Source organism: Sphingobacterium haloxyli (genome assembly GCF_002980525.1).
Lineage (GTDB): Bacteria > Bacteroidota > Bacteroidia > Sphingobacteriales > Sphingobacteriaceae > Sphingobacterium > Sphingobacterium haloxyli.
In genome coordinates this window covers 301,210-326,473 of the sequence record NZ_PVBQ01000005.1, presented here as the reverse complement: position 1 = coordinate 326,473, position 25,264 = coordinate 301,210, and the positions used below count along the sequence as shown (strand labels likewise).

General features: G+C 40.9%; 24 protein-coding genes and 1 tRNA gene. 18 read left to right on the top strand and 7 right to left on the bottom strand.

What is annotated here, in order from left to right:
* Window positions 1-18: 18 nt before the first annotated feature.
* Both C5745_RS08700 and C5745_RS08695 read left to right on the top strand, forming a co-directional pair.
* The gene (locus C5745_RS08700; protein ID WP_105716594.1) at window positions 19-222 is read left to right on the top strand and encodes a twin-arginine translocase TatA/TatE family subunit; all 204 of its coding nucleotides are present in this window, start codon (window positions 19-21) and stop codon (window positions 220-222) included.
* 123 nt (window positions 223-345) lie between these two features.
* The gene (locus C5745_RS08695; RefSeq protein ID WP_105716593.1) at window positions 346-1,653 is read left to right on the top strand and encodes a lytic transglycosylase domain-containing protein; all 1,308 of its coding nucleotides are present in this window, start codon (window positions 346-348) and stop codon (window positions 1,651-1,653) included.
* Window positions 1,654-1,657: 4 nt separating this feature from the next.
* Here C5745_RS08695 and C5745_RS08690 read toward each other — a convergent pair whose 3' ends face one another.
* Window positions 1,658-2,173: a phosphoribosyltransferase family protein gene (locus tag C5745_RS08690; protein ID WP_105716592.1), complete on the bottom strand. Its 516-nt coding sequence runs from the start codon at window positions 2,171-2,173 to the stop codon at window positions 1,658-1,660.
* Window positions 2,174-2,279: 106 nt separating this feature from the next.
* Window positions 2,280-2,855, bottom strand: a complete 576-nt coding sequence (locus C5745_RS08685; protein WP_105716591.1) for a C40 family peptidase — start codon at window positions 2,853-2,855, stop codon at window positions 2,280-2,282.
* Between the two features lie 468 nt (window positions 2,856-3,323).
* Between C5745_RS08685 and thrA the strand changes: the two genes are divergently transcribed.
* The 5 genes from thrA (at window position 3,324) to C5745_RS08660 (ending at window position 10,106) form a co-directional block, all read left to right on the top strand.
* A complete protein-coding gene (thrA, locus tag C5745_RS08680; RefSeq protein ID WP_105716590.1) occupies window positions 3,324-5,771 on the top strand; it encodes a bifunctional aspartate kinase/homoserine dehydrogenase I in 2,448 nt (815 codons plus the stop codon).
* Between the two features lie 28 nt (window positions 5,772-5,799).
* Window positions 5,800-6,777 carry a homoserine kinase gene (locus tag C5745_RS08675; RefSeq protein WP_105716643.1) on the top strand — a complete coding sequence of 326 codons (978 nt, stop codon included), beginning with the start codon at window positions 5,800-5,802 and terminating at the stop codon, window positions 6,775-6,777.
* 13 nt (window positions 6,778-6,790) lie between these two features.
* A complete protein-coding gene (gene thrC / locus C5745_RS08670; RefSeq protein ID WP_105716642.1) occupies window positions 6,791-8,098 on the top strand; it encodes a threonine synthase in 1,308 nt (435 codons plus the stop codon).
* Window positions 8,099-8,139: 41 nt separating this feature from the next.
* Window positions 8,140-9,324: a class I SAM-dependent rRNA methyltransferase gene (locus C5745_RS08665; protein ID WP_105716589.1), complete on the top strand. Its 1,185-nt coding sequence runs from the start codon at window positions 8,140-8,142 to the stop codon at window positions 9,322-9,324.
* 92 nt (window positions 9,325-9,416) lie between these two features.
* Window positions 9,417-10,106, top strand: a complete 690-nt coding sequence (locus C5745_RS08660; RefSeq protein ID WP_243403291.1) for a sterol desaturase family protein — start codon at window positions 9,417-9,419, stop codon at window positions 10,104-10,106.
* On the opposite strand, the gene C5745_RS08655 is transcribed toward C5745_RS08660, so the two are convergent.
* Window positions 10,053-11,117: a 3-oxoacyl-ACP synthase III family protein gene (locus C5745_RS08655; protein WP_243403290.1), complete on the bottom strand. Its 1,065-nt coding sequence runs from the start codon at window positions 11,115-11,117 to the stop codon at window positions 10,053-10,055. The two genes, C5745_RS08660 and C5745_RS08655, sit on opposite strands and share 54 nt — an antisense overlap.
* A gap of 51 nt (window positions 11,118-11,168) precedes the next feature.
* Here C5745_RS08655 and C5745_RS08650 point away from each other — a divergent pair, with 51 nt between their 5' ends.
* The 3 genes from C5745_RS08650 to C5745_RS08640 all read left to right on the top strand — a co-directional run bounded on the left by C5745_RS08650 (window position 11,169) and on the right by C5745_RS08640 (window position 15,244).
* Entirely contained in the window at window positions 11,169-11,450 is a 282-nt protein-coding gene (locus tag C5745_RS08650) for an ATP-dependent Clp protease adaptor ClpS (RefSeq protein ID WP_105716587.1), read from the top strand.
* A gap of 430 nt (window positions 11,451-11,880) precedes the next feature.
* Window positions 11,881-14,376 (top strand): outer membrane beta-barrel family protein, encoded by a 2,496-nt coding sequence (locus C5745_RS08645; protein ID WP_105716586.1) that lies wholly within the window; start codon window positions 11,881-11,883, stop codon window positions 14,374-14,376.
* Between the two features lie 52 nt (window positions 14,377-14,428).
* Window positions 14,429-15,244, top strand: coding sequence for a 3-keto-disaccharide hydrolase (locus C5745_RS08640; RefSeq protein WP_207795755.1), 816 nt, complete (start codon window positions 14,429-14,431; stop codon window positions 15,242-15,244).
* 41 nt (window positions 15,245-15,285) lie between these two features.
* Here the strand turns inward: C5745_RS08640 and C5745_RS08635 are convergent, their stop codons facing one another.
* Window positions 15,286-15,987 (bottom strand): YjjG family noncanonical pyrimidine nucleotidase, encoded by a 702-nt coding sequence (locus tag C5745_RS08635; RefSeq protein WP_105716585.1) that lies wholly within the window; start codon window positions 15,985-15,987, stop codon window positions 15,286-15,288.
* A gap of 100 nt (window positions 15,988-16,087) precedes the next feature.
* On the opposite strand from C5745_RS08635, the gene C5745_RS08630 reads away from it, so the two are divergent.
* From C5745_RS08630 to C5745_RS08605, 6 genes are read left to right on the top strand one after another with little or no spacing between them, the layout of a single operon-like run.
* Window positions 16,088-16,966, top strand: coding sequence for a sensor histidine kinase (locus tag C5745_RS08630; protein ID WP_105716584.1), 879 nt, complete (start codon window positions 16,088-16,090; stop codon window positions 16,964-16,966).
* The gene (locus C5745_RS08625; protein ID WP_105716583.1) at window positions 16,956-17,663 is read left to right on the top strand and encodes a response regulator transcription factor; all 708 of its coding nucleotides are present in this window, start codon (window positions 16,956-16,958) and stop codon (window positions 17,661-17,663) included. Before C5745_RS08630 ends, C5745_RS08625 begins: the two co-directional genes overlap by 11 nt.
* Before the next feature lie 7 nt (window positions 17,664-17,670).
* On the top strand, window positions 17,671-18,186 hold the full coding sequence (locus C5745_RS08620) for a hypothetical protein (RefSeq protein ID WP_105716582.1): 516 nt from the start codon (window positions 17,671-17,673) through the stop codon (window positions 18,184-18,186).
* Window positions 18,186-19,220 (top strand): uroporphyrinogen decarboxylase, encoded by a 1,035-nt coding sequence (hemE, locus tag C5745_RS08615; protein ID WP_105716581.1) that lies wholly within the window; start codon window positions 18,186-18,188, stop codon window positions 19,218-19,220. Before C5745_RS08620 ends, hemE begins: the two co-directional genes overlap by 1 nt.
* 17 nt (window positions 19,221-19,237) lie before the next feature.
* On the top strand, window positions 19,238-19,789 hold the full coding sequence (hemJ, locus tag C5745_RS08610) for a protoporphyrinogen oxidase HemJ (protein ID WP_105716580.1): 552 nt from the start codon (window positions 19,238-19,240) through the stop codon (window positions 19,787-19,789).
* 14 nt (window positions 19,790-19,803) lie between these two features.
* Window positions 19,804-20,304, top strand: a complete 501-nt coding sequence (locus C5745_RS08605) for a hypothetical protein (protein ID WP_105716579.1) — start codon at window positions 19,804-19,806, stop codon at window positions 20,302-20,304.
* 67 nt (window positions 20,305-20,371) lie between these two features.
* Here C5745_RS08605 and C5745_RS08600 read toward each other — a convergent pair whose 3' ends face one another.
* The 3 genes from C5745_RS08600 to C5745_RS08590 form a co-directional block, all read right to left on the bottom strand.
* A complete protein-coding gene (locus tag C5745_RS08600) occupies window positions 20,372-21,940 on the bottom strand; it encodes a calcineurin-like phosphoesterase C-terminal domain-containing protein (RefSeq protein ID WP_105716578.1) in 1,569 nt (522 codons plus the stop codon).
* 121 nt (window positions 21,941-22,061) lie between these two features.
* Window positions 22,062-22,787, bottom strand: a complete 726-nt coding sequence (locus tag C5745_RS08595) for a DUF72 domain-containing protein (RefSeq protein WP_105716577.1) — start codon at window positions 22,785-22,787, stop codon at window positions 22,062-22,064.
* Window positions 22,788-22,988: 201 nt separating this feature from the next.
* Window positions 22,989-23,062: transfer RNA gene (locus tag C5745_RS08590), tRNA-Met, on the bottom strand.
* Between the two features lie 205 nt (window positions 23,063-23,267).
* On the opposite strand from C5745_RS08590, the gene C5745_RS08585 reads away from it, so the two are divergent.
* Both C5745_RS08585 and C5745_RS08580 read left to right on the top strand, forming a co-directional pair.
* Window positions 23,268-23,645, top strand: a complete 378-nt coding sequence (locus C5745_RS08585) for an START-like domain-containing protein (protein ID WP_105716576.1) — start codon at window positions 23,268-23,270, stop codon at window positions 23,643-23,645.
* 66 nt (window positions 23,646-23,711) lie between these two features.
* Complete coding sequence (locus C5745_RS08580; RefSeq protein ID WP_105716575.1) at window positions 23,712-25,166, top strand: LptF/LptG family permease; 1,455 nt, start codon at window positions 23,712-23,714, stop codon at window positions 25,164-25,166.
* Window positions 25,167-25,264: the final 98 nt, after the last annotated feature.

Below are 25,264 nucleotides of genomic sequence, written 5' to 3'. Positions count from 1 at the left end.
GCTAAGAATTTTAAAACTATGTATACATCGGGATTATTATTTATTGGGACGCAAGAGATTATTATCATAGTAGTTTTGGTTTTGTTACTTTTTGGAGGCAAAAAAATTCCAGAATTGATGCGTGGTCTAGGACGTGGGGTGAAGGAATTTAAAGATGGACAACGTGAAGAACCTACTGAGAACCAAAACAGCACAAATAATAACAATAACCCGCAGAACTAACTAGGGTAAGAAATAAGAGTTTCATGGAGGGCCGGCCCTCCATGAAACTCTTTAGTTTTTTTTGGAAGTAAATGTACTACTTGGGGAAGATATACGTTTACATATAAAAACACCTAATACCGTATGATTAAAAACCGTTTCTGGTTAATACTTTTTTGTGTACTCGGATTAAAAACATCACTACATGCCCAGGATATGGTCAGTGCGGAGACAGAGCTCGTACCGCTACATCTTATAGAGGCAGCATCTAGCCAACGGGAGATTATTATTTCTGCTTTGGATTCGCTTAAAACCTTGTCTTATTGTGATCCTTTGTATACGAAGGAAGATTCAGTGGTTTTTAATCGTATGCGTAAAATACAGAGAACCATTCCATTAGCCTTGAACGAAAAAATAAAATCCTATATTGATAAATATATTTCCCGTAATTACAACCCCTATTTGAGTAAGTTACAGGGACTGGCGGAATATTATTTTCCGATATATGAAAAAATACTTGCTGAAAACCAGCTACCAGATGAAATCAAATATATATCTGTTGTCGAGTCGTCATTAGATCCACATTTGGTGTCCCGGTCAGGTGCTGTAGGTTTATGGCAATTTATGTATCCTACGGCAAAAGGTTATGACCTAACGATGGATAGTTATATAGACGAACGTAAAGACCCCTATGCGGCTAGTTATGCAGCAAGTCGTTATTTTCTCGATGCCTACGACGAATTTAATGATTGGTTGTTAGCGTTGGCGTCTTATAATTGTGGAAGAGGATGTGTACGCCGTGCTATTCAACGATCGGGATTAGAAAGTCCTAATTTTTGGGAACTATCCGCTTATTTACCAAAGGAGACACAAGACTATATACCGAAATTCATTGCGATGACATATACGCTAAAACACGCGGACGAATATGGGATATCGGCAATGACAAATGATTTTGCTTGGGAGGCAAAACCGATTATGGTGGAAAAAACAGTCGATTTGCAACAAATTGCTTACGCCGTCAATCTACCTTTAGAAACGATTAAAAAATTCAATCCTGCGTACAAACGCTCTGTTATTAATGCCAGCGCCGAAAGTCCACGACGTTTGATCCTGCCGGATACCGAATATCTTAGTGATAGCTTATTGTATGCTGCATTGAATAACCAATTGGACGTTTCGGGAGATAGGTTAGCAAGGGTGGAAGAAATATCACCCACACCCACAACGACACACCTATCTGCCAAAAAGCGTAGATTGGCAGCAACTTCGAGTAAATTTACCAAACGTTCGGCTGCGACCTATACGACATATACGGTGAAGAAAGGGGACACCTTATCACATATTGCGGCTCGATTTAAAGGGGCTACCATATCTCAAATAAAAGCAGATAACAGCTTACGGAGCACTCGGCTTAAAATAGGGCAGAAGTTAAGGATCAAGAAATCTTAAAACACTACGACAGCCACGCAGCATCTTCCCGTTGGTCAACTTCCTCAAGCTCAACTTCGACGTGTTCCTTTAATATGGTGGAGAGTTTCAGACCATAATAATCACTGAATAAGGGGAACTGATGATGAGAACGGTCAATCAATACCGCAGTCCGCATTTTTTTGAGCGGAACATTGAGAAATAAACCCAAACCATAAGCCAAGGTACGGCCACTATTGAGAACATCATCAATGAGTATAAGGACTTTATTTTTTGCAGTTTCAATAGGTACATCGGTGGTTGCTTCTAAGCTTCTTTTCGTTTTCGAAATAGTGATTTTAATAAGTTCGATTTTCTTTTCCGGAGCAATATGCCTTAAAAGCTTTTGAAGCCTCTTAGCGAATACATAGCCTCGGTCTGCAACGCCCACCAACACCAAGGATTTTTCTTCAAAATTATCTTCGAGAATTTGGTACGCGATACGAATAGACTTTTGATGGATCTGCTCTTTATCAAGAATGAGTGTTCGTTTGTTAGACATATTATGCACGTTGATTACAGTGTATAAAAATACAAAATCTTATCAAAAAAAAGGTTCGGATAATTTATACATCCGAACCTTCTTATCATGTCATGAGAGAAAAAAACTAGTGTAAATTTTTATCTTCGTCATCGGAGCTGGCGTCAGCTAGCATCGCTTCGTTTATTTCTGAAGGTCTGCCTCCATTATAATAATATCGTTTCCAATAAGCTTCATTAAGATTGCTAATCATTACTCCTCTACTCGATGCGGCATGGGCAAACTTGTCGTCACCTAGGTAAATACCGACATGTGTGATTTGCCTGCTGCGAATTTTGAAAAATACTAGATCTCCTGGTTGTAGATCATTTTTGCGAACTGGTTTTACGTTGGCGTATTGATTACGACTGTTGTAACCTATCGTGGTATTAAAAACATTTTCATAAACAGCAAGTGAAAATTTGGAACAGTCTATCCCTTTCTTAGAATCTCCGCCTAAGCGGTAGGGAGTACCTAGCCACTCGTACACGAATTGATAAAGTTTCGTATTTGCCATGGCGTTGGAGGCAACGCCCATTATTTGTGAAAAATATTCTTTGGCTAGATTGTCAGGGTCAGCAGAGGTTGATTTTGCTGTTTGTGCCTGAGACACTACACATAAGCCTACGAAGAGCATGCCTGCTATCAGTTTTTTTGTATTCATTATGTTCGCCTATTTCACTTGATTATGATACGTTCAGTGTTTTGTCTTATATTTTCTACAGGACTGAAGCAAATCTAATACATAATGTCTATGCTTCCAAGCATATCGTTTATTATTTTGCTGTTCTTTAACGAATTTTAACATTTTTTTTATCGGCATTCAGTATTGCTATCTGGTGATCCGGGTCGCTAAACAGCTACTTTCTGTAAAACTTCTTTATTAAAATTTTAACGAAAATTAAAAATATTTGATGGATTCAAATAAAAACTCCTATATTTAGATCGTTTTTCAAAAATATGGAAAGTCTACACATTATTATTACAACGATTATTATTACCACCGACACTATCCACCGGAGGAAGTAATTCTATTGTATAAGAAAGTGTACATAAAATATAGAGCCTTCCTCCAAATGGGAAGGCTTTTTTGGTTAGTATACACATTATTTTAAATTATAAATAAACTGAAATGAAAGTATTAAAGTTTGGCGGGACATCAGTTGGCAATGTGGAAAGTGTAAAGGCAGTATTAGGCATTGTTAAGAAGTCTTACGACGAGGGAGAAAAGCCTTTGGTTGTATTGTCAGCGATGGCTGGCGTAACGAACTTACTCACAAGAATGGCAGAAAATGCTGCCGAGCAGATTTCTTTTGATGACGATTTGAAATTGTTGGAAGAACGTCATTTTGAAGTAGTGAAAAAACTCATCGCGGTAAAATATCAAAATCCGGTTTTTACTCGGTTAAAGTTGTTACTTAATGAATTAGAGGAGATTCTGCAAGGTGTTAGTGCGCTTCGCGAGCTGAGCTTACAAAGTAAAGATTTAATTGTTTCTTTCGGTGAACGATTGTCAAATTACATGGTCGCTAAAGTGATGGAGCAATACGTTGAGCGAACGGAATTTGTCGATGCTTCTCATTATATAAAAACGGATTCCAATTTTGGACATGCACATGTAAACGAGGAAATTACGAATCAGCTTATTCAGTCACTTACCCATACGCATACTGATAAACTTTTGTTCGTTACTGGTTTTATAGGCTCAAACGAAGCTGGTCGCGTTACAACGTTGGGAAGAGGAGGGTCCGATTATACAGCTGCAATTTTTGGATCGGTATTGCGGGCCACCGCCATTGAGATATGGACAGACGTCAATGGGATGCTGACGGCTGATCCGCGTATTGTAAAGAAAGCATTTTCGCAACCAACGTTATCGTATAACGAGGCAATGGAACTTTCTTATTTTGGAGCGAAGGTAATATATCCGCCTACGATGATTCCGGCTTTTTTGAAGAAAATTCCCATTGTAATCAGAAATACATTTGAGCCAGAATTTCCGGGTACCGTTATTCAGTTCGAGAGCGGAAAGTCTGTTTATCCGATCAAGGGGATTTCATCTATTGCTGATATTTCTGTTATCAACGTTTCTGGAAGCGGAATGATCGGAAAATCGGGATTTAGTGGGCGGCTATTTACATTGTTGGCAAGAGAGCAGATAAATGTGGTGCTGATCACACAGTCATCTTCTGAACATAGTATTACTTTTGCCGTCCACCCCAGCGATGCAACGAAAGCTGTGCAGCTTATTAAGGCAGAATTCGAACTAGAATTGGATGCAAATAAACTGGTTTTACCCACGGTAGAAAATGAGCTTTCGGTGTTGGCCATTGTAGGTGAGAATATGAAACGTACACCTGGCATGTCGGGCCGCTTGTTCCATGCATTAGGAAGAAATGGTATCAATGTGCGTGCTATCGCGCAAGGCTCTTCTGAGCTCAATATTTCCGTTATTATCGAGAAGGAAAACATGGCTAAAGCATTGAATACTGTACATGACGCGTTTTTCTCGGAGTTAAAGAAGACCCTATATGTATTCAGCGTGGGTACGGGTAATATTGGTGCCACGTTATTTAAGCAGATCCATGAACAGTATGGCTTTTTGGTAGAAAATAATGATCTGGAAATAAAGATTGCTGGTATTTCTAATTCTAGGAAAATGCTATTTGACGCGGAAGGCATCGATTTGACGGATTGGCGTACGAAATTGGAAGGCGAAGGAGAAGTGGCCGATTTGTCTAATTTTGTAGAACGGATGAAAGCAATGAATTTGCCTAACTGCGTCTTTATTGATAATACAGCCAGCCCGCTTCCATCCACTTATTATCTCGACATATTTAAATCCAATATTTCGGTTGTCACCTGTAATAAAATAGCGAATTCCGGCGAATATAAGCAGTACAAATCACTCCATGATACAGCCCGTAAATATGGCGTGGACTTTTTTTATGAAACGAATGTTGGGGCAGGTTTACCGATTGTTAGGGTGCTAAAGGACTTGATGTTGAGCGGCGATCGTATTGTAAGGATCGAAGCGATACTTTCGGGAACTATTTCTTATATATTCAATAACTTTACAGGAGACGCCTCATTCTATGAAGTCGTGAAACGCGCTCAGGAATTGGGTTACACGGAGCCTGATCCCCGTGACGATTTGGGAGGAATTGATTTCATGCGGAAAATGTTGATTTTGGCGCGGGATGCAGGACATGTAATCGAACCATCTGACGTTGATCTCGGCGCTATCCTTCCTCAAGCCTGTTTGGAAGCAACATCTGTAGACGATTTCTATGCTGCGCTACTAAAAGCTGACCAATACTTCAATGAACTAAAAGAAGAGGCAGAAAGTCAGAAGAAAGTAATACGGTACATTGGTAAGTTGGAAGATGATAAAGTGTCCATTGCTTTAGAAATGGTCGATGAAAGCCATCCCTTCTACACATTGTCAGGAAGTGATAATATTATCTCTTTTACAACGGAACGTTATAAAGAACGCCCGTTGGTCGTAAAAGGTCCTGGAGCCGGCGCAGAAGTAACGGCAGCAGGTGTATTTGCCGATCTGGTTAATGTGGGAGCATAATCGAGACATGAGTGATAAGTTATATACAATGAATCAGAATAAAACAGCTAAAACAATAGATTTCAATAAAATTATGGATACCGTGCGCGTGTTTGCGCCTGCCACCGTAGCTAATATGATATGCGGATTCGATATATTGGGGTTTGCGGTGGATAATCCGGGCGACGAGGTCCTTATGCACCGTGTAGCGACACCTGGTGTACGTATTCGCTCGATTACTGGAGATGAGGGCAGATTGCCTTTGGACGCAGATAAAAACACGGTAAGTGCCTGCGTTAAAATGCTATTGGCACACCTAGGGATTTCAAAAGAGATCGGTGTGGAGATAGAGCTTATTAAGCATATGCCCATTGGCAGTGGTTTAGGGTCCAGTTCTGCCAGTACCGTAGCGGGATTATTTGCCATCAATAGTCTTTTGGGTAACCCATTGACCAAAGAAGAATTGCTGCCGTTCTGTGTGGAAGGCGAGCGTCTTGCTTGTGGTCATGGACATGCCGACAACGTAGCACCGGCACTGATGGGGGGAATCACGTTAATTCGCGGGCACCATCCTTTGGACGTGATTAAATTGCCGGTACCCGAGGAGTTATATGCAGGAATTGTTTTTCCAAGGGTCGACGTGCCTACGCGGGATGCTCGGCAACTCATCAAGGAAAAAGTTCTTTTGAAAGACGCGGTGACACAGTGGGGCAATATCGCCGGATTAATCGCAGGACTTTATGGAAGTGATTACGAGCTGATTAGCAGAAGTATGCACGATGTGCTTATCGAGCCTACGCGTGCTATTCTGATTCCCGAGTTTTACGTCATGAAGCAAATTGCACTAGACGCAGGGGCGTTAAGTTTTGGTATTTCAGGCTCGGGTCCTTCGGTAGTAGCTGTTTCTCGAGGAAAAGAAATCGCTGAAAATGCCGCAAATTTAATTCAGCAACATTTAACAGATTGCGAGATTGACAGTTTTAAATATGTATCGCCTGTCAATATCAATGGACCAAAGATTTTATAACAATAACAAAAAAATGAAACTATATAGTACAAATAATAAAGACCTTCGGGTTTCATTCCAAGAAGCCGTTTTCAATTCATTGCCTGCAGACAAAGGCCTCTATATGCCATCGGTTATTCCGTCGTTGGATACAGCTTTTATCCGTAATATCCAACAATATTCGCTGCAGGAGATTGCCTTTGAAGTAGCACATACGTTAATTGGCGACGATATTCCGAATGGTGATTTAAAGTCCATTATTGCCGATGCGATTAATTTTGATGCCCCTGTTCGGTTTTTGGATGCGGAAACAGCCGTATTGGAACTGTTTCACGGACCGTCGTACGCCTTCAAGGATTTTGGCGCACGGTTTATGAGTCGTGTTATGGGCTATTTCTCAAAGCAGGGAGACCAGTTGTTAGACGTTTTAGTTGCGACTTCTGGAGATACAGGAGGAGCCGTAGCATCAGGTTTTTTGGGTGTAGACGGTACACGTGTTACTATACTCTATCCAAAAGGAAAAGTTTCCAAAGTGCAGGAAGAACAGTTGACAACGAATGGGAAAAATATACGGGCCTTGGAGGTTGATGGTACGTTTGACGATTGTCAGGCGCTGGTGAAAACAGCATTTAATGATGCCGATCTTAATAAAGTACTACGGTTAACTTCTGCAAACTCTATTAATATTGCCCGATTGATACCACAAACGTTCTATTATTTTTGGGCGTATGCACAATTGAGATCACAAGGCATTTCCGAAGTAATCTTTACCGTGCCAAGTGGCAACTTTGGTAATATCGGCGCGGGTTTGTTGGCTTATAAAATGGGGTTACCCGTGAAGCATTTTGTAGCAGGAACCAACGTTAACGACACGGTCCCACGTTTCTTGCAATCAGGGAGCTATGATCCGAAGCCATCTGTGCAGACCCTGGCAAACGCCATGGATGTAGGTAATCCAAGCAACTGGGTTCGTATTCAGGATATGTTCGACAACAAGGTGGAGGAACTCCGTAGCATGATTTCTTCATACACGTATGACGACGAGCAGACAGTAAACGCTATGAAAGAACTCTACGATAAATATCAATATATTGCTTGTCCGCATACGGCTATCGCCTATCTAGCTTCGAATCAATATCGTCAAGATTATCCGGGAACATATGCTTCTGTGTTTTTGTCAACGGCTCACCCATGTAAGTTTCCAGATGCTATTTCCGAAGAGATATTCTCGAAAATTGAATTGCCTACAGGGGCAGAGGAATTGGCCGGAAAGCAGAAACTTGTGACAGAGATGTCGGTAGATTACGATGCGTTTAAAAGTTATTTACTGGCAAACACATAAAGCACCCCGCTGGGGAGACGAAAAAGCGTATTTTTGCAAACATGAACAAAATTATACTGCATAAAAATAAAGAAAAAGCAGCCTGGCAATTACACCCTTGGATTTTCTCCGGAGCGATAAAAACCGTCGAGGGAAAACCTGCGAACGGCTCAACCGTTAAGGTTTTTAATACCGATAAAGAATTTATAGCTTATGGTATTTACAATGCCCAGTCGCGAGTAGCTGTTCGCTTGCTGGAATGGAACCAGGAACATCCCATAGACGAACAGTGGTGGCGCAATCGGGTACGACGGGCCGTAGAGTTAAGAACCCCTCTGTTAACGGATCAGAACAATGCGGTCCGGTTAATTTTCGCCGAAGCTGATTTTTTACCTGGACTGATTGTAGATAAATATGGTGATTTCCTATCCGTGCAGATACATTCATCTGGTGTGGAAGTCGTGAAGATGATCATTGTTGATGAACTGGTACAGCTTTTACAACCTAAAGGGATTTACGAACGAAGCGATTTAAATGCTCGTCAACATGAGGGTTTGTCAGATGTAAACGGATTGCTGTACGGAGATATGCCGGCTGAATTTGTCGATGTGATAGAAAACGGTATCCGATACCAAATCAATATTGTCGAAGGACAGAAGTCTGGTTTTTACTGTGATCAACGGGATAATCGCTGGTTGACAGCACAATACGTAAAAGATAGACATGTACTAGACTGTTTCTGTTACTCCGGTGGCTTTACACTAAACGCTTTTAAAGCAGGAGCTTCTTCTGTTGTATCTGTCGATAGTTCTGCTTTAGCTATAGAGACGCTGAACAGGAATATCATGCTAAATGGTTTTAATTCTATTATACACACAGCTGTACAGGCAGATGTCAATAAGTACCTTCGTCAATTAGGTGAGGAAGGCAGAAAGTTCGATGTTATTATCTTAGATCCTCCGAAGTATGCGCCTTCGCGTTCTGCGCTAGACAAAGCGGCTAGAGCCTATAAAGATTTAAATAGACGCGCATTGCTCTTGTTGGAATCCGGTGGACTACTAGCTACATTCTCTTGTTCAGGAGCAATGGATATTGATACCTTTAAGCAAGTTTTGGCCTGGGCAGCATTGGACGCCGGGAAGGAAATCCAGTTTATTCGACATTTTAATCAACCAGAAGATCATCCAATTCGAGCATCGTTCCCAGAGGGCGAATATTTAAAAGGATTGTTAGTTCGAGTATTGTAGCGATGGATATTTGACAAAAATGTGAGAATGTTCAAAAAGTAAAGCTTTGATAAGACAACAAGACTTGGTATTTTTGTTCAAACTGTTTTGTTATGGCAAAGAAGTTATATGTTTCTAACTCTTCCGAATCCGCTCGGATGTTTAAAAATAATTTTTTAGAATCCTTGACCAAAGTACATTATACCGTGCCGCTGATATTTTGGATTCCAGTAATAGGTTATTTTATCTATAAGGCCTATGCAAAAGGGGAGATGTCCGTCGGCAACATTGCGTTGTATTATTTCGCCGGCTTGGCTTTTTGGACATTAGCAGAATACGTATTACACCGGTGGGTATTCCATTATGAACCGACCTCTAGTTGGGGCAAACGCATACACTTTATTTTTCACGGCGTACATCACGATTATCCGAAAGACCGTTTACGGCTTGTAATGCCATTATCGGCTAGTATTCCGTTGGCCGCTGTTATCTATTTTATTTTCAGTTTATTCCTTCCAGAGTTTATTTTAGCCTCTTTTTTTGCAGGATTTCTGTTGGGCTATCTGATTTATGACGAATGTCACTACGCCATGCACCACGCGAATTTTAAATCGGGTGTGTTTAAGAAAATAAAGGACCATCACATGTTGCATCACTATTCCGATCCAGAGCGTGGTTTCGGAGTTAGTTCTGCGATATGGGATGTTATATTCAACTCTGGGTTTAAGAAAAAGCAGAAGGCTACAACCTCACCAACGTATCAACGCCGATCCCCAAGTAAATCCAGCGCCAAAGGCGGCTAAGCAAATTAGGTCCCCATCCTTGATTTTTCCCGCTTCCCAGGCTTCGCATAAGGCGATGGGAACGGAGGCCGCAGTGGTATTGCCGTATTTTTGGATATTGTTAAATACCTGGTCATCATTCAATCCCAATGTTTTCTGTACAAACTGGGCAATCCGTAGATTGGCTTGATGCGGTATAAGCAAATCAATGTCGACCGATTTGAGATTGTTTTTTGCTAACGCTTCTTGTATAACTTCCGGAAACTTGACAACAGCTTTTTTGAATACAGCCTGCCCATCCATATACGGAAATGCGGACCCGTCATCCAACATCTCTTTTGTCATGAGCATACCACCCAGTTCCTGATCCGGCCACTCCGGCTGGTTATCCAACCACATCCCCCCTGAGGTTCCCGGGTAGTACATGGCAAGTTTTTCTGCATCAGCGCCATCTGAATGTAAATGCGTACTGAGAATACCTTTCCCAGGTTCAGTGGTTGGCTGTACGATGACAGCGCCAGCACCATCGCCAAAGATAACAGAGACGGCACGCCCTCGCGTGGAATAGTCCAGCGCAAAAGAATGTTTTTCAGAACCGACAACCAAGATGTTTTTATACATGCCCGTTTTGACGAACTGGTCTGCAATAGAGAGTGCATATACGAAGCCGGAACATTGATTTCTAATATCAAGTGCACCCACTTCTTTCATGCCCATTTCGCGTTGCAATAACACCCCACACCCAGGAAAATAATAATCAGGAGAAAGAGTTGCGAAGATGATAAAATCAATATCGTCAATAGTTGTATTTGCTCGTTCGATAGCAATCTTGGCAGCCTCGATACCCATTGTGGTGGTCGTTTCTCCAATGCGATCAGCATAGCGCCGCTCTTTAATTCCTGTCCGTTCTTGGATCCATTCATCACTGGTATCCATAAATCGCGTAAGGTCCTGATTTGTATACACGTTTTTGGGCACATAATATCCTATGCCGGCAATTCTCGATTGGTACATCTTACTTCCTTTCCTCATGATTCGTCTGTAAATCTACATATTTTTTAAAATATTAGTTATTTTTGCAACATGGGTGTAGAAACAGAGCAAGAAGCGTTTACGCTTGAAGAGATATTAGCGACTGTCCAATCTTCGAACCGCTTGGTTCTGTGGAATGACGAAATCAATACATTTGACCATGTTATTGATTGCCTAATGAAGCATTTACAATATTCGGAGGCCCAAGCTGAACAAATTGCGTGGAAAGTGCATACAGAGGGTAAGTGCGTCGTGCTCGAAGGCTCTCTAACCGAAATGGAAGTATACCGGAAAATTCTCAAATCTGAAGGATTGACAGTTTCCGTAGAATAATTCTTTTCTTAACAAAAAAAAGAAACAAAAAAGTCACGACTTGTCTGTTTTTGCTATCTTTATTTGCCTATTCCTAAACAGCATGAAACTCGCTCCGCTCAGACAATATGCTGTTTTTAACGGAATAGTCTTCTTAAAGGTGGCCGCAAAAAAAGACGAGGTCGATTTAACCCATATGCCAACATTCAATTATCATCGCGTTCGTTTATACCATTGTAGGATCCTCCCCTTAACATAAAAGGTCGCATGAAAAGCTTTGGCGACTGTAGGAAGCCTCTTCCTGCATTATCCCTAATGCCAAAGGTTTTAAGCGACGAGTTTTGCTCCACTTTTGCGGTCAAAAGTGGAAAAACCACATCGTAATAATGCAGTTACGATAGAACGATAGCAGCTTTTATTTTGTTTTTTTGTGAAAAGGACATTTATTCACATGATATTCACTAGAAACTTGAAGCTGATTTTCTTTATTATTTTTTGTCCCCTCTTTCTTTTCGCACAACAGGGGAAGATAGAAACCATTGTTATTGATGAGGAGATCAGCGAGCCTATTATTGGCGCTAGCGCCTCTCTTCTCCAACAATCCAATCAAAGTTATGTTCAGGGTGCGCAGAGTGACATCGAGGGGAAACTGGTCTTTTCTGACGTTGATTTTGGAACATATACGATTCGGATTACCTACGTTGGAAAAGAAAACGTTCTTATTGAAAATGTACGTGTAACGAGTCAAGAGCCAGTAAAGCTAGCGCAAGTATCCATGATGGATGATGGAAAGTTGATCGAAGAGGTCGTTGTAGAAGGACGAGCGCCGGAGATGCGTTTGGGAATTGATAAAAAAGTATTTGATGTTTCCCAAAGTTTAGTCAGTGTGGGTGGTTCAGCCAGTGAGTTACTGGAAAATGTTCCAACGCTAGATGTGGATGCTGACGGGAATGTCTCTCTCCGAGGTTCTAGTAGTGTGAAAATTTTGATTGATGGAAGAGAGTCGGCTATGGCCGGATCTGACATAAATGCATTGTTGCAATCGTTGCCGGCAAACAGTATTGACAAGGTTGAACTTATTACAAACCCCTCTGCAAAATATGATGCGGCGGGCCAATCGGGTATTGTCAATATAGTGTTAAAAAAGAACATGAGAACGGGGCTGAATGGAAGTGTGACGGCATCGGGGGGCTCTTATGATAATTACAATGCTGGAATCGACTTGAATTACAGAGATCGCAAGTTTAATTTCTTTGGTGGATATAACAACGCGAATAGAGTTCGCCCGGGCGACGGCTTTAATGATAACACAGAGCTTATCGATGGCGTGATTCAGGAAAATAGTGCGCGAACGATTAGTACAAGTGACAATAACCGGAAAGGAAAAAATCATACCCTGCGATTTGGAACCGATTGGTATGCTGCACCCAAAACCACCCTTAGCTTGGGAGCGAATGTCAGTATTCGGGACAATGATAGACGTTCGGACATCAATTACCAATATTTTAATCTTCCGGAACTGGGCGACCATTCTTCTCGAATTTCACAGCAATACGAAGAAGACTTAGGGGTGGACATAACCTTTGATTTTAAGCAAGAACTCAAAAGGGAGGGAGAGGAAATCACTGCTAATATCACGTATGGAAATGATACCGAAGATGGAATAAATGATTTTGATCAAACCTATGCCAATCGTGCTGATTTCAAACGCCGGAATGTGACGAGTGAAGCTGGAAAAAATTGGAATTTTCAATTGGATTATGTCTTGCCATTCGCGGAAGACCACAAATTTGAGGCGGGTTACCGTACCATGGTGCGTAACAGTGAAGATTCCCAATGGTCGAACGTTTTGGATACCACGACGAATCAATTTATGCCGGATTACAGTGTCAGCAATGATTTTGAGTTGACCAATAGTGTGCACGCATTGTATGTAAATTATCAACGTAAACTGACAGAGAAACTGGGCGTGCAAGTGGGCTTTCGCGGAGAGCAAACCTATTTAAGGTCCACTTACTATAATTTGGATCCGGATGCCCCGGAAGATGAGAGAACAAATGATGGAAATCAGGATTTTTTCCGTCTTTATCCCAGTGCTTTCTTATCATACGAAGTGGGTAACTCCGGCGATAAAGTACAGCTTTCTTATACGCGACGTGTAGAACGACCAGGTGGATGGCAAGTGAACCCATTTGTGAATGTCAGCGATGAAATGAATTATCGGCAAGGTAATCCGAACCTATTACCGGAGGATATACATTCCTTTGAATTGAGCTTTGCCAAGTTTTACGACAAATGGAATTTTATTAGTTCCGCATACTATCGCCGATCAAGCGATATGATGAGCCCGTTTTTGATAGATCCCGAAGAAATAGCCGATATTGTCGGCGATAGAAGTAACGTCACGTTTAGACGGTGGGAAAATGTGTCGAAGCAGGATGCGATGGGACTGGAGCTGATATCAAAAGTAAACTTTCTGCAATGGTGGGATGCAACGGCTAATGTTAACCTGTTTTATGACAAAACAATGCCCTATGCGGAATTCAACACCGGTGACGTCGAAAACTTCAGCTGGAATGGTAACATTAATACCAATGTGAAGTTTACAAAATCTACCACCTTGCAAGCCCGAGGTTTCTACCGCGCTCCCAGAAAATGGGTTCAAGGCCGGATGCGGTCTATGGCAGGACTTGACTTGGCAGTACGTCAGGATGTGCTTTCGGGGAAGGGAAGTGTGATGTTTAATGTGCGGGATGTATTCAATACACGTAGATTCCGTATGGAGAATAACCTGCCAACGCAGTTCATCCAAATGGAAAACCGATGGATGCGTAGAATGTTTTCCCTATCCTTTACCTACCGTTTTGGTATGCAGGATTTGACCAAAAAGCGGGAAGACCGTGGAGGAGAGACCGGTATGGATGAAGGCATGGAAGGAGGCTTTTAAAAATTCATATATTTTTTTACCTTTAGAGGAAAACTAAAAGATATCTTATAAAATGAAGAGAAGATTTATGTATATGATAGGGGCGGTCGTTTTATTGTCCTCCGCTATTTGCCAAGCGCAAAACATCACGGCCGTTGGCAATAAGGTTCCACCTTATGAGCTAAATAACCTTCCGAAAGTTGATATTAACAAATTCCCGAAGAATGCGGATGGCGCCTATGTACTATTTAACGGAACGTCGTTAACAGGCTGGCGGGGGTATAACAAAGAAAAAATCCCCGCGAAATGGGTGATTGAAGACGGTTCGTTGAAATTTTCCAATAAAGAATCGGGGTTGACTAAGGAAGATGGTGGAGACATTATTTTTGCGTATGATTTTGAAAACTTCGAATTGGAGTTTGAATGGAAGATTTCCCATGCAGGTAATTCCGGCGTATTTTTCTTAGCGAAAGAAGTAGAAGGGCAGCCGATTTATGTATCCAGCCCAGAGTATCAGTTGTTGGATAATGAAAATCACCCTGATGCTAAACAGGGAGTCGATGGTAATCGAAAATCGGGTTCTCTCTATGATATGATTCCAGCGAAACCACAGAATGGCAAACCGGCAGGAGAATGGAACAAGGCGAAGATCGTTGTAAACAATGGAAAAGTGACCCACTATCAAAATGGTCAACAAGTGGTAGAATATACTGTACGGACACCGGAATGGACAACCCTGTTACAAGCTAGCAAGTTCAGTCAGGAAAAATGGCCGCTGGCATTCGAATTATTGAATAACGTCGGTGGAGAATCCAAATCGGGTGTTATTGGATTTCAGGACCATGGCGACGACGTGTGGTTGAAAAATATTACCGTAAAGGTATTATAGTATAATTATGGTGGAGGCGCAGGTAATGCGCCTCTACTTCTTTAAAAAACCTGCTGCAATTCTCCCAGATCACGAATCATGTGACGAACATCTTCGGGGCGTTCAAGACCGATTGAGTTAAAGAAAATAGCTTCAATTCCGGCGTTTTGTGCACCTCGAACATCGGCGTCGAGGTTGTCTCCGATCATGACAGAAGTCTTTCTTTCGGCCTCTCCTTTTTGTAAAGCAAGTTCGAAGATTCTCGGGTCTGGTTTATTGACGCCAAACATTTCTGAAATCACAATTGTTTTAAAGTAGGGTTTCAATTTGCTATGTTGCAATTTCTTTTCGCACGCTTCTTTAAAGCCATTGGAAATTAAATGTAGGTTATATTTGCCCTGCAGATAACCTAACGTTTCAAGCGCGTTTGGAAAGAGATTAGTCTTAGTAGGGCAAATGTTCAAATATTCTTCCTCAAACGCATTGGGAAACAAGGCGGGATCAATACCTAATTGCGTAAAAGTATCCGCAAAACGTAACCCGCGTAGGGTAGCTTTATCGATCTTACCATGGTGGTAAAGGGCCCATAGACGATGGTTGTTTGCCGTGTACGTCTCTATAAAAAGGTCAGAGCTGGCATTTCCAATCAACTTGTCAAAATGATACTTATGATAAAGTTCGTGCAGCGTTTCCTGTGCGTTCTTGTCGAAATCCCAGATAGTGTGATCTAAATCGAAGAAGACATCTTTTTTGTCGAAAAACATAGCGCAAATATAGCACCTTTCTTAACCTATTGTCATAATACGTCTACTATTTCCTTTGAGGTTAACAAATGGTTATTTTTGCGTGACATTAATTTATTGTATGAAGAGAGCTCTCGTACTGTTTTACTTTTTGGTTTTTTACGCCATTACCCAATTGCTTTGGTGGGGATATCTCCTCGTTAATTATGAACCGGAACGTAAGGGCATGATTATCGGAGAAGGTGTTTTCTTTCTGTTGATTTTTATCTGGGGAGCAATGAGGCTTAAAAAACTCTTTAGTCGTGAGCATAAACAACAGCAGCAACAACAGAATTTTTTGTTAGCAGTAACGCATGAACTAAAATCACCTTTGGCATCGGTGAAGTTATATATACAGACCATTTTGAAGCGTGACTTAGATAGAGAGCAACAAAAAGTTTTTCTTTCCAACTCATTGAAGGATATCGAGCGGTTGGACGACCTTGTCGAAAACGTACTACTGACGACAAAACTGGAAAACCGAAGTTTCGTTTTTCCAAAAGAAAACTTCAATTTTACGGAGCTGGTAGACAATGTGGTCGACAGATTGCAAAAGAATGCTTGTAGCTCCCAGATCATAAAACCAGATTTGGACCAAGGCGTAATAATCCACGCGGATAAGTTTGCTATCACCAACGTAGTGAATAATTTAATAGAAAATGCGATAAAATATTCACCTCCATGTGCGAACGTCGAAGTGCAGTTAAAAGAAAGGGAGAACCAAAAAATTGTTTTTTCGGTAGCAGATCACGGGCAAGGGATACCGGAAGAGGAGAAAAAGAACATATTCAATAAGTTTTACCGAATAGGCAATGAGTCCACGCGTAAAACCAAAGGCACGGGTTTAGGGTTGTATATAGTGAAAACGGTATTGCAAAAACACAACGCCTCTATTAAGGTAAAAGATAACACTCCATCTGGGAGTATTTTTGAAGTAACATTTGAAAATTATGCAAACTAAGCAACGTATACTATTGGTAGAAGATGAGGAACACTTATTGGAAGCTATCAAATTAAATTTAGAGTTAGAAGGCTATCGCGTTACGACAGCGACAGATGGAAAGAAAGCATTGAAGATATTCAAAGAAGAACGTTTCAATCTCATTATCCTAGATGTCATGATTCCTGAGATCGATGGTTTTCAGGTCGCCGAAACTGTTCGTTTACAGAACACCGAGGTGCCCATTATGTTTTTAACTGCTAAGAACAGTAGTGAGGATCGTATTACAGGCTTAAAAAAAGGCGCAGACGATTATTTAGTAAAGCCGTTTAATCTGGAAGAGCTTATTCTTCGTGTAGGAAATCTAATCCGTAGAGGGCTTAAATCAGACGATTTAAAAGAGTTTAATTCGTACACCATCGGTGATAAAACGGTCTATTTCAACTCCTATGAGCTTCATCATGCCGACGGAACGGTAACCTCATTGACGAAGAAAGAAACGATGCTGTTGAAGCTGCTGATTGAACGGAAAAATGAAGCTGTTTCTCGGGAACAGATATTAGAAACCGTGTGGAATTACGATGTTTATCCGTCAACGCGTACGATTGATAATTTTATTTTGACATTCCGTAAATACTTTGAACCCGACCAAAAGCATCCTGTGTATTTTCATTCGATCCGCGGTGTGGGGTATAAGTTTACGGATACACCAGCATAATTTACACATGAACACACGATCAAGGATGATTGTCATCGGTATTGCGTTGACATTTCTTCTTTATGCAATTTACGAGAAGCACTACAATATCATTATTTATATTTTAGGGCTAATCGGATACGTTATATGGAGCCACTACCGTGAAGGCACGGTTTTTTTAGCCACACAAGCATTTCATAAGCAAGATTATGAAAAAACAAAAGCGTTACTGGCGGAAATTAAAGATCCCGACAAACTACGGAAGAGGCGCCGGAATTATTACGAATTTATGATGGGAAATATCGCCCTTAAAGAAGAGCGGATTGACGATGCCGAATACCACTTTCAGTTAGCTTCGCGTTTGCCATGGAAGCGTGATGCAGAAAAAGGATTTGTATTAATCAATCTGGCGAACATAAGCTTGCGAAAACGCAATTACGATCGTGTCCCTGTCTATATCGAACGCGCAAGTAAATTGAAACTGACGGAGCGTCAAAAGGCGATAATTGAAAAAATAGAAAAAGAATTAAATAAGCAATCCTAGTGAACAAAACTCTACAGAACGATTTATTGATTAGAGCTGCGTTGTCGCAGTCTACAGAGAGACCTCCTGTTTGGATGATGCGTCAAGCCGGACGCTTTATGCCCGAATATTGGGAAATAAAGAATAAATACAGCTTTTTGGAGATGTGTAAGACCCCCGAGATAGCAGCGGATGTTACCATGTTACCGGTTGATCTTTTAGACATTGATGCGGCAATCTTGTTTTCCGATATTTTGGTAACGGCGGAGGCAATGGGAGGAGAGTTGTCGTTCGAGCAAGGCGTAGGACCTCGATTCAATAATCCCGTACGTACACAGGCTGACGTAGATAGGTTGGAGATAGACTGTATAGATAAATTACAGTATGTTGCGGACGCAATTCATGTGGTACAAGAGCGTTTGGCAGGACGTATTCCTTTAATCGGGTTTGCGGGCGCACCGTTCACTATATTAAGTTATCTGGTCGAAGGGGGCTCATCTAAAGATTTTAAACGGACGAAATTGTTGCTTAATAACCAACCTGCTTTAGCACATCAGCTTTTGAAAAAAATAGCTGATGTAACGATCAACTATCTAAATATGCAAATCGAGGCGGGTGTGAATGCCGTACAATTATTCGATAGCTGGGCATTAGCACTATCGTGGAATGATTATCGCGATTTCTCCCATTATTATAATAAATATATTCTAGCAAATATCAAGCGCTCCGTTCCCGTTATTTCTTTCTGCAAAGGTTCGTCCGTGTTTGCAGCAATGATGGCAGAAGCCAATCCGAATGTGATATCTATCGATTGGAACGCAGATTTAAAAAATGTGAAGCAACTGCTTCCAGCAGGAATTGCCGTACAGGGGAATTTAGATCCTTTTGTATTATATGCCGATAAGCATGTCATCAAGGATAAAATCATACAATTATTTGAGCGTATGCGTGGTGAGCAAGGGTTTATTTTCAATCTGGGACACGGAATTATGCCAGATATTCCTTTTGATAACGTGAAATATGCAATTGATGTAGTGAAGGAATTTCGTTATTAAATTTAACGAAAAAATACATGATATATCTATACGCAAAAGCGCTACATATTATTTTCATGGTCTGTTGGATGGCGGGACTCTTTTATATGCCCCGTTTGTTTGTCTATCACACGGAAGCAAAGCAAAAGTCAGCTATGGAGTATCAGGTATTGCATAAGCAATTTATGCTTATGGAGCGGCGACTTTGGTGGATAATTACCACGCCGGCGATGTACATCATGATTATTTCGGCTTTGGTTATGCTTTATCTGTCGCCAGGACTTTTGGATCAAAGCTGGATGCAAGTGAAGCTCGTTTTTGTGGCGGGTCTGCTCTTTTATCACTTTAAGAGTCAGCAAATGATGAAGCAGTTGGCGAAAGGTAAATCGACGTGGACCTCTGCTCAACTGCGCTTGTGGAACGAAGTGTCTACGATTATCCTTTTTGCCATTGTTTTTCTGGTTATCTTTAGGTCAGCGGTCGATTGGATTTATGGTGTATTAGGCTTAGTCGGACTCGCTATATTATTAATGGTCCTCATGAAGGTATATAAACGATATCGTAAGAACAAAGGAGAGCGGATAGACTAGTTATATAATTATTTATGAAAAAGATTTTTTTATCGTTGTTTTTTATCGCATTGATTTCCAGAGTAAAATCACAGGATCATGCTTGGGCGTTTGGGTTTTATGGTGACGTGCAATTGGAATCTCCGGGATATCCAGGAGCTTTCGGTATTCAAGGGAGATATGACTTCTCAAATCACTCGGCTGTACAGGCGCAGGTGTATGGCCGTGCAGGGTATGTAGCGGTTGGGGGCGATTACATCTTGTCGATATTGGATAGAAAAAAAAGTAATTTTAATGTTTTTCTTGGCGGCGGAATAAGCCAAGATTTCTATCGCTATCAAGAACTTTCTGGAGAGCAAGCTTGGCCAGAAAAGCATGAAAGTTTTACGATGTTGAACGGACAGATCGGCGCCAGCTATTATTTTCCGGCCGTTAACCTTTCGTTATATACCGGATATAAGCTCAAATTTAATTTCGAATGGGAGGAGTTAGATCCAAATTATTTGATGTTGGGTTTGCGTTATCACTTGTGGTAGACGTTAAAAAGACAAAAAGCGTGTTAAAGAATTAACACGCTTTTTTATTAGGTTCAAAAAGGATCTGTTATTCCACTATTTTCAAATCCTTCGTCTGCAAATGCGTTCTGCCGAACATGTCCGTTGCTCTCACTTGAATGGTGTACTGACCAGCCTGCAGTTTGCCGGGCAACTTAGCTTGCCAGACATGAGTGGATTTTACCGCATTAGAGGGTCTGCGGCCATCCATCATCGTTTCTGCATTATCAAATTTAAGTACGTGATATTGAAAGCTTGGATCTTCTGTTTCCGTATGGTTCATCTTCTTCCATTCTTTGCCATCTAGGCTATATTCTACGATGTCGCTCGACGCGCCAATAAAGAAGTTGACGGACAGGGTATGTCGACGCAAATATTTTTGCTGTACAGCAGCCGGGAAGATGATGTTTAACCGATAATCTTCTGGTTCCCCGGCAACTTTGTAATCAAAGGTGTATTTATTACCCTCGATGTTTAATATTGCGTAACCTTTCGGCGTTCCATCACGCATTGTCGAAGTCGGTACGCCGAGTTTGTTTTTTAACCCTGAATACCAGTCACCGGATGTGGTGCCGACATTGTACTCGTGGTGTGGTTTGTCTTGCTTCCAGCCGTCTTCTTTAGTATAAAAGTTGTGTCTTTGAAGATGCGTGTGCGCAGAGAGAGAAAGTGTGTTGGGATACTCGGCTAACAAATCAAACAAGCGTTGCCTGTCTTCATTGCGGAAAACATCCGAGTTGTCGTGTAATAAAGGTATATGGAACGCAAGTACAACCAATTTATCTTTTGGGACAAATTTCAAGTTGTTCTCCACGAAATCTAATTGATCTTTCCGGAACCCCCCTAAATATCCTTTTCCTGTACGGGGATTCGGATAGATGATATTATCCAATACGATAAAATGTGCACCGCCATAGTTAAAGGAAAAGTTGTTAGGACCAAAGTTCTTTTGGTAGGTTTCGTCAGAAAGCACATCTTGCTGTACATCATAATTCATATCATGATTGCCCATAACGTTAAACCAAGGCAAACCAAGCTTACCGACCGTCTTTTTGTACGGATCGTGTAAAGTCAAGTCGTCTCCTACCAGATCGCCCAAGCTGAGCCCGAAAGCAAACTTCTCCCTATTGCTGATTTCTTGTACGATGCCCTCGTCGAAATACGCTATCTCATCCATATTGTAAGCTTGGGGGTCACCAAAGACCAGTGCGCTGAATTGCTCTTTTTCGGTTTCATCTTTCAAGAGCGCGAAATCTAAAGACTTGGGTAGTTTCCCCGTCGGTTCGCTGCCTTTATATTTTAAATCGGGAGAACCTTGAGGTTTATGGATATAATAAAACTCCGGCATATTATTTTCGTCTAAAGGAAATTGATACCCGTTAGGTTTAACGACGAAAAAGATACTGTTGTCTCTAACAGGAAGTTGGTATGCTCCTGACTGATCGGTGAGGACGACGTCTACGCCGTTGCTGACAGCAACTTGAGGTAGGCCTTTTTCCCGTCTCTCTTTCTTTCCATTTTGATTAACATCTTCATAGACCAAGCCTCGAATCATCTCCTGTGCATGGAGCACGTTTGAAAAGAGTACGCCGGTAAGTAATGCAATTTTTAAATTCATATCGCTAACTGTATTTTACGACAAAAGTCCTATCTTAAAATTAGGGAATTGTGTTTTTTGTTTTAAGAAAATGTTAATTGCTGAATGGTCGGCTTTTTGATGAGTTTTAAATTCACCTTTTCTATTTAAAAATTTTCTTTAGCTGCAACGCATTTATGATAGCGGCTGTCGATGCCGTATTATTGAAATAAATATAGGCTTCCTTAAAGCCTGCTGCGTTTACTTCACGATAAAGAGTTTTGACCTGGTCTTCGGTGTATTCTGAATAAAATAATTCCGGGTTGCCATGCATGCGGATGTAACCGATGGGAGTAGTTTGTTGGATTGAAGTAGGTAATTTGGGGTAGTTTACATTACAGAAGGTGATATTATTTTCGCTCAGTGTTTTTATAACGTCTTCTCGCCACCAGCTTTCATGTCTGAATTCAATGACATTTTTAAAGGCCGGATCCATCACGCGTAAAATAGATTGCAATCTCTCCTCCCTATAGCTAAAACTTGGCGGTAGCTGCCAGAGGATGCATGCTAATTTATGTTTAAGCCCTTCTTTGCTTACCCGATAAAAATCTTGTATTTCCTCCGCACACTGTTTTAGCCTTCTGATATGGGTGATTATTCTGGGGGCCTTAAGACTAAATTTAAAATTGTCTGGGACTTTTTCGTGCCACGACAACAGATTTTGTACTGTGGGGAACTTATAAAACGACCCGTTGAATTCATAAGTATCAAAGTGTTCGGAATAATAATTAAACCAATCCTTTTTTGGTAAGTCGTCTGGATAGAATAAGGTTTTCCAAGACGGCGTGGCATAACTTGAACATCCGATAAAAAACGTATCTCTTTTCATATAGCAACTATTACTTAGCGATGAGTGTATTAATTCCTCTTGTGGAAATAAAAATCAGTATCTTTAATAACACATGGCTTAATAGTAACTATTTGAATGGTGATTTAGTTTTACGATGCGCATGGGTAGACAAATCCGGAAGCCGAGTTTGAAGAATAGCGCGGGCATAAAAAAAGCCGACTTTTACATCGGCTGTATCAGTAGCGGGGAGCAGGATCGAACTGCCGACCTCAGGGTTATGAATCCTGCGCTCTAACCATCTGAGCTACCCCGCCGTTTTTCGTGTTGCAAATATAGCAATAAGTAGTCATTTCCAAAGGCAAAAAATGATTTTCATTAATTTTTTTTCCATTTTACGATTTTCTCATTTTAGTTCGGGACAAAATTAATTCTGTTATTGTGTTTTGAATCACAAAATAAAATTGTATACTTACCGACAGACAAAATAGCTTGGTTTTATAATTAGCCAAAAGAAACTATATGGAAAAGAAAGTAGAAATTCACTTAGAGTATATTATAAATTCATCCCCACGGATTTTGTTTCCGTTTATTCATGAGCCGAATGCATTGGCACAATGGTTTGCCGATGATGTCAATTACAAAGAGGGTATCTATGAGTTTATATGGGATGATGAAGTGAATCGTGCTAAGTTAGTTTCCGTAAAGGAGAACAAATGTGTACGCTTTAAATGGTTGGAAGATGAGCCTTATTATTTTGAAGTAGAGATTATCCAAGATGAGCTAACCAATGATGTGGCATTAGCTATAACTGATTTTGTAAAGCCTGATAACTTGGAAGATAGAAAGCAAATATGGAATAATTCCGTGGGTTATCTTCAAAGTGTCATAGGCGCATAAGTTAAGATTACTTACCAAAAAAGTAGTATCTTTGTATCCGTATTGCGATGAGCGATAAGAGGTGACATGAAGAAGATACATTTATTGATTTTACAAGCATTTATTAGGCCGTTCATGGTATGTTTTTGTATCGTGATGTTTGTCTTATTGATGCTTTTTTTATTTAAGTATATCGATGATCTTATCGGCAAGGGCTTTGAGTGGTACGTGTTGGTGGAGCTTATTGGTTACCAGTGTGCCGTTCAGTTATCCATGGCGTTGCCGCTTTCTATGTTGCTTTCCTCCATTATGACATTTGGTAACTTGGGCGAAAGTTACGAATTGGTGGCTATTAAAGCTGCCGGATATTCCTTGCGAAAAGCCATGACCCCGCTTATCGTGCTTGTCACGTTATTTGCGGGGGGATCTTTTTTATTTTCTGATTATATACTACCCGTAGTCAACTTGAAGATGGGCTCTTTATTGTGGGATGTGCGTAATAAGAAAGCTGATTTTCTAATTAAGCCCGGAATCTTCAATAAATCCATACCCGGTTATTCTATTCGTGCCAAAAATAAAAGTGAAGATGGAACGATACTGTATGATTTGATGATTTACGACCACCGAACAGGCAATACGGCCAATAATGTGTTGTTGGCAAAAGAGGGGTTTATGCATAATTCTGCGGATAACAACTATATGATATTGCGACTCAGAGACGGTGTCCGATACGAAGAATCACGTGCGAAGAATGCCAAACGGTACGACCCAAGACAGCAATTTACACGATTCCGTTTCGCTGAAACAGAGCAGAAGTTTGATATGGAAGCGTTCCAGATGAAAAGGACAGACGAAAGCTTGTTTAAGTCACATCATCAAATGCTAAACTTAAAACAGCTTAGACATTATACTGATTCGAATCGTCTGCAGCTGGACAGCATTTCTCGACAGATTTTATCGGAAACGCGTAGTTATGTTTCGTATTTTGCCCCTTATTATCGGACAGACACGGTGCAGCAGGTAGCTGTAGGTAAGTTTCAGGATTTTTTATCGGATTATGTGTCCGAAGATCAGCGCCGAAGTATCCTGAGCAACGCTTTGAGTCAAGCACAACAAATGAGCAGTGTCTTAGAAATGAAAGATATAGAGTATCGAGCTTTTTCTGAGAGAGATATTCGCTACCATATTGAATTTCATAGAAAGTTCACGTTGGCAGTATCTTGTTTATTGCTTTTCGCTATCGGTGCACCACTGGGTGCGATTATACGTAAAGGAGGACTGGGACTGCCTGTTGTGGTAGCTATCATTTTCTTTCTCATATATCATATCATATCCACGATGGCAGAGAAAGCGGCAAAGGATGGTAGTATGGATCCGCTTGTAGGGATGTGGATGGCTATTATTGTGCTTACGCCGCTGGCGGTATTTCTAACCTATAAATCAACAACAGATTCAGCATTGTTTGATGTAGACCAATATAAGCAGAAAGCGGAGCGGGCCTGGAAATGGATCACCTCCAAATTTAACAGAAAGAAAGCGTAACCAACGGATTTTGACAAGATTTTTATATAAAACAGTATTAAGAAATATCCACGATTGTAAATCACAAACACGAATGAAAACAACTGGATATTCCATAT

What these genes read in the sequence shown, in the direction of transcription:
- C5745_RS08645 (WP_105716586.1), top strand. Translation starts at nt 11,881, where the DNA reads ATGATATTCACTAGAAACTTGAAGCTGATTTTCTTTATTATTTTTTGT.
- hemJ (WP_105716580.1), top strand. Translation starts at nt 19,238, where the DNA reads ATGATATATCTATACGCAAAAGCGCTACATATTATTTTCATGGTCTGT.
- C5745_RS08600 (WP_105716578.1), bottom strand. Translation starts at nt 21,940, where the DNA reads ATGAATTTAAAAATTGCATTACTTACCGGCGTACTCTTTTCAAACGTG.
- C5745_RS08675 (WP_105716643.1), top strand. Translation starts at nt 5,800, where the DNA reads ATGAATCAGAATAAAACAGCTAAAACAATAGATTTCAATAAAATTATG.
- C5745_RS08650 (WP_105716587.1), top strand. Translation starts at nt 11,169, where the DNA reads ATGGGTGTAGAAACAGAGCAAGAAGCGTTTACGCTTGAAGAGATATTA.
- C5745_RS08640 (WP_207795755.1), top strand. Translation starts at nt 14,429, where the DNA reads ATGAAGAGAAGATTTATGTATATGATAGGGGCGGTCGTTTTATTGTCC.
- thrA (WP_105716590.1), top strand. Translation starts at nt 3,324, where the DNA reads ATGAAAGTATTAAAGTTTGGCGGGACATCAGTTGGCAATGTGGAAAGT.
- C5745_RS08585 (WP_105716576.1), top strand. Translation starts at nt 23,268, where the DNA reads ATGGAAAAGAAAGTAGAAATTCACTTAGAGTATATTATAAATTCATCC.
- C5745_RS08580 (WP_105716575.1), top strand. Translation starts at nt 23,712, where the DNA reads ATGAAGAAGATACATTTATTGATTTTACAAGCATTTATTAGGCCGTTC.
- C5745_RS08620 (WP_105716582.1), top strand. Translation starts at nt 17,671, where the DNA reads ATGAACACACGATCAAGGATGATTGTCATCGGTATTGCGTTGACATTT.
- C5745_RS08635 (WP_105716585.1), bottom strand. Translation starts at nt 15,987, where the DNA reads ATGTTTTTCGACAAAAAAGATGTCTTCTTCGATTTAGATCACACTATC.
- C5745_RS08700 (WP_105716594.1), top strand. Translation starts at nt 19, where the DNA reads ATGTATACATCGGGATTATTATTTATTGGGACGCAAGAGATTATTATC.
- C5745_RS08695 (WP_105716593.1), top strand. Translation starts at nt 346, where the DNA reads ATGATTAAAAACCGTTTCTGGTTAATACTTTTTTGTGTACTCGGATTA.
- C5745_RS08660 (WP_243403291.1), top strand. Translation starts at nt 9,417, where the DNA reads ATGGCAAAGAAGTTATATGTTTCTAACTCTTCCGAATCCGCTCGGATG.
- C5745_RS08630 (WP_105716584.1), top strand. Translation starts at nt 16,088, where the DNA reads ATGAAGAGAGCTCTCGTACTGTTTTACTTTTTGGTTTTTTACGCCATT.
- C5745_RS08625 (WP_105716583.1), top strand. Translation starts at nt 16,956, where the DNA reads ATGCAAACTAAGCAACGTATACTATTGGTAGAAGATGAGGAACACTTA.
- C5745_RS08685 (WP_105716591.1), bottom strand. Translation starts at nt 2,855, where the DNA reads ATGAATACAAAAAAACTGATAGCAGGCATGCTCTTCGTAGGCTTATGT.
- C5745_RS08605 (WP_105716579.1), top strand. Translation starts at nt 19,804, where the DNA reads ATGAAAAAGATTTTTTTATCGTTGTTTTTTATCGCATTGATTTCCAGA.
- C5745_RS08690 (WP_105716592.1), bottom strand. Translation starts at nt 2,173, where the DNA reads ATGTCTAACAAACGAACACTCATTCTTGATAAAGAGCAGATCCATCAA.
- C5745_RS08595 (WP_105716577.1), bottom strand. Translation starts at nt 22,787, where the DNA reads ATGAAAAGAGATACGTTTTTTATCGGATGTTCAAGTTATGCCACGCCG.
- C5745_RS08665 (WP_105716589.1), top strand. Translation starts at nt 8,140, where the DNA reads ATGAACAAAATTATACTGCATAAAAATAAAGAAAAAGCAGCCTGGCAA.
- C5745_RS08655 (WP_243403290.1), bottom strand. Translation starts at nt 11,117, where the DNA reads ATGAGGAAAGGAAGTAAGATGTACCAATCGAGAATTGCCGGCATAGGA.
- thrC (WP_105716642.1), top strand. Translation starts at nt 6,791, where the DNA reads ATGAAACTATATAGTACAAATAATAAAGACCTTCGGGTTTCATTCCAA.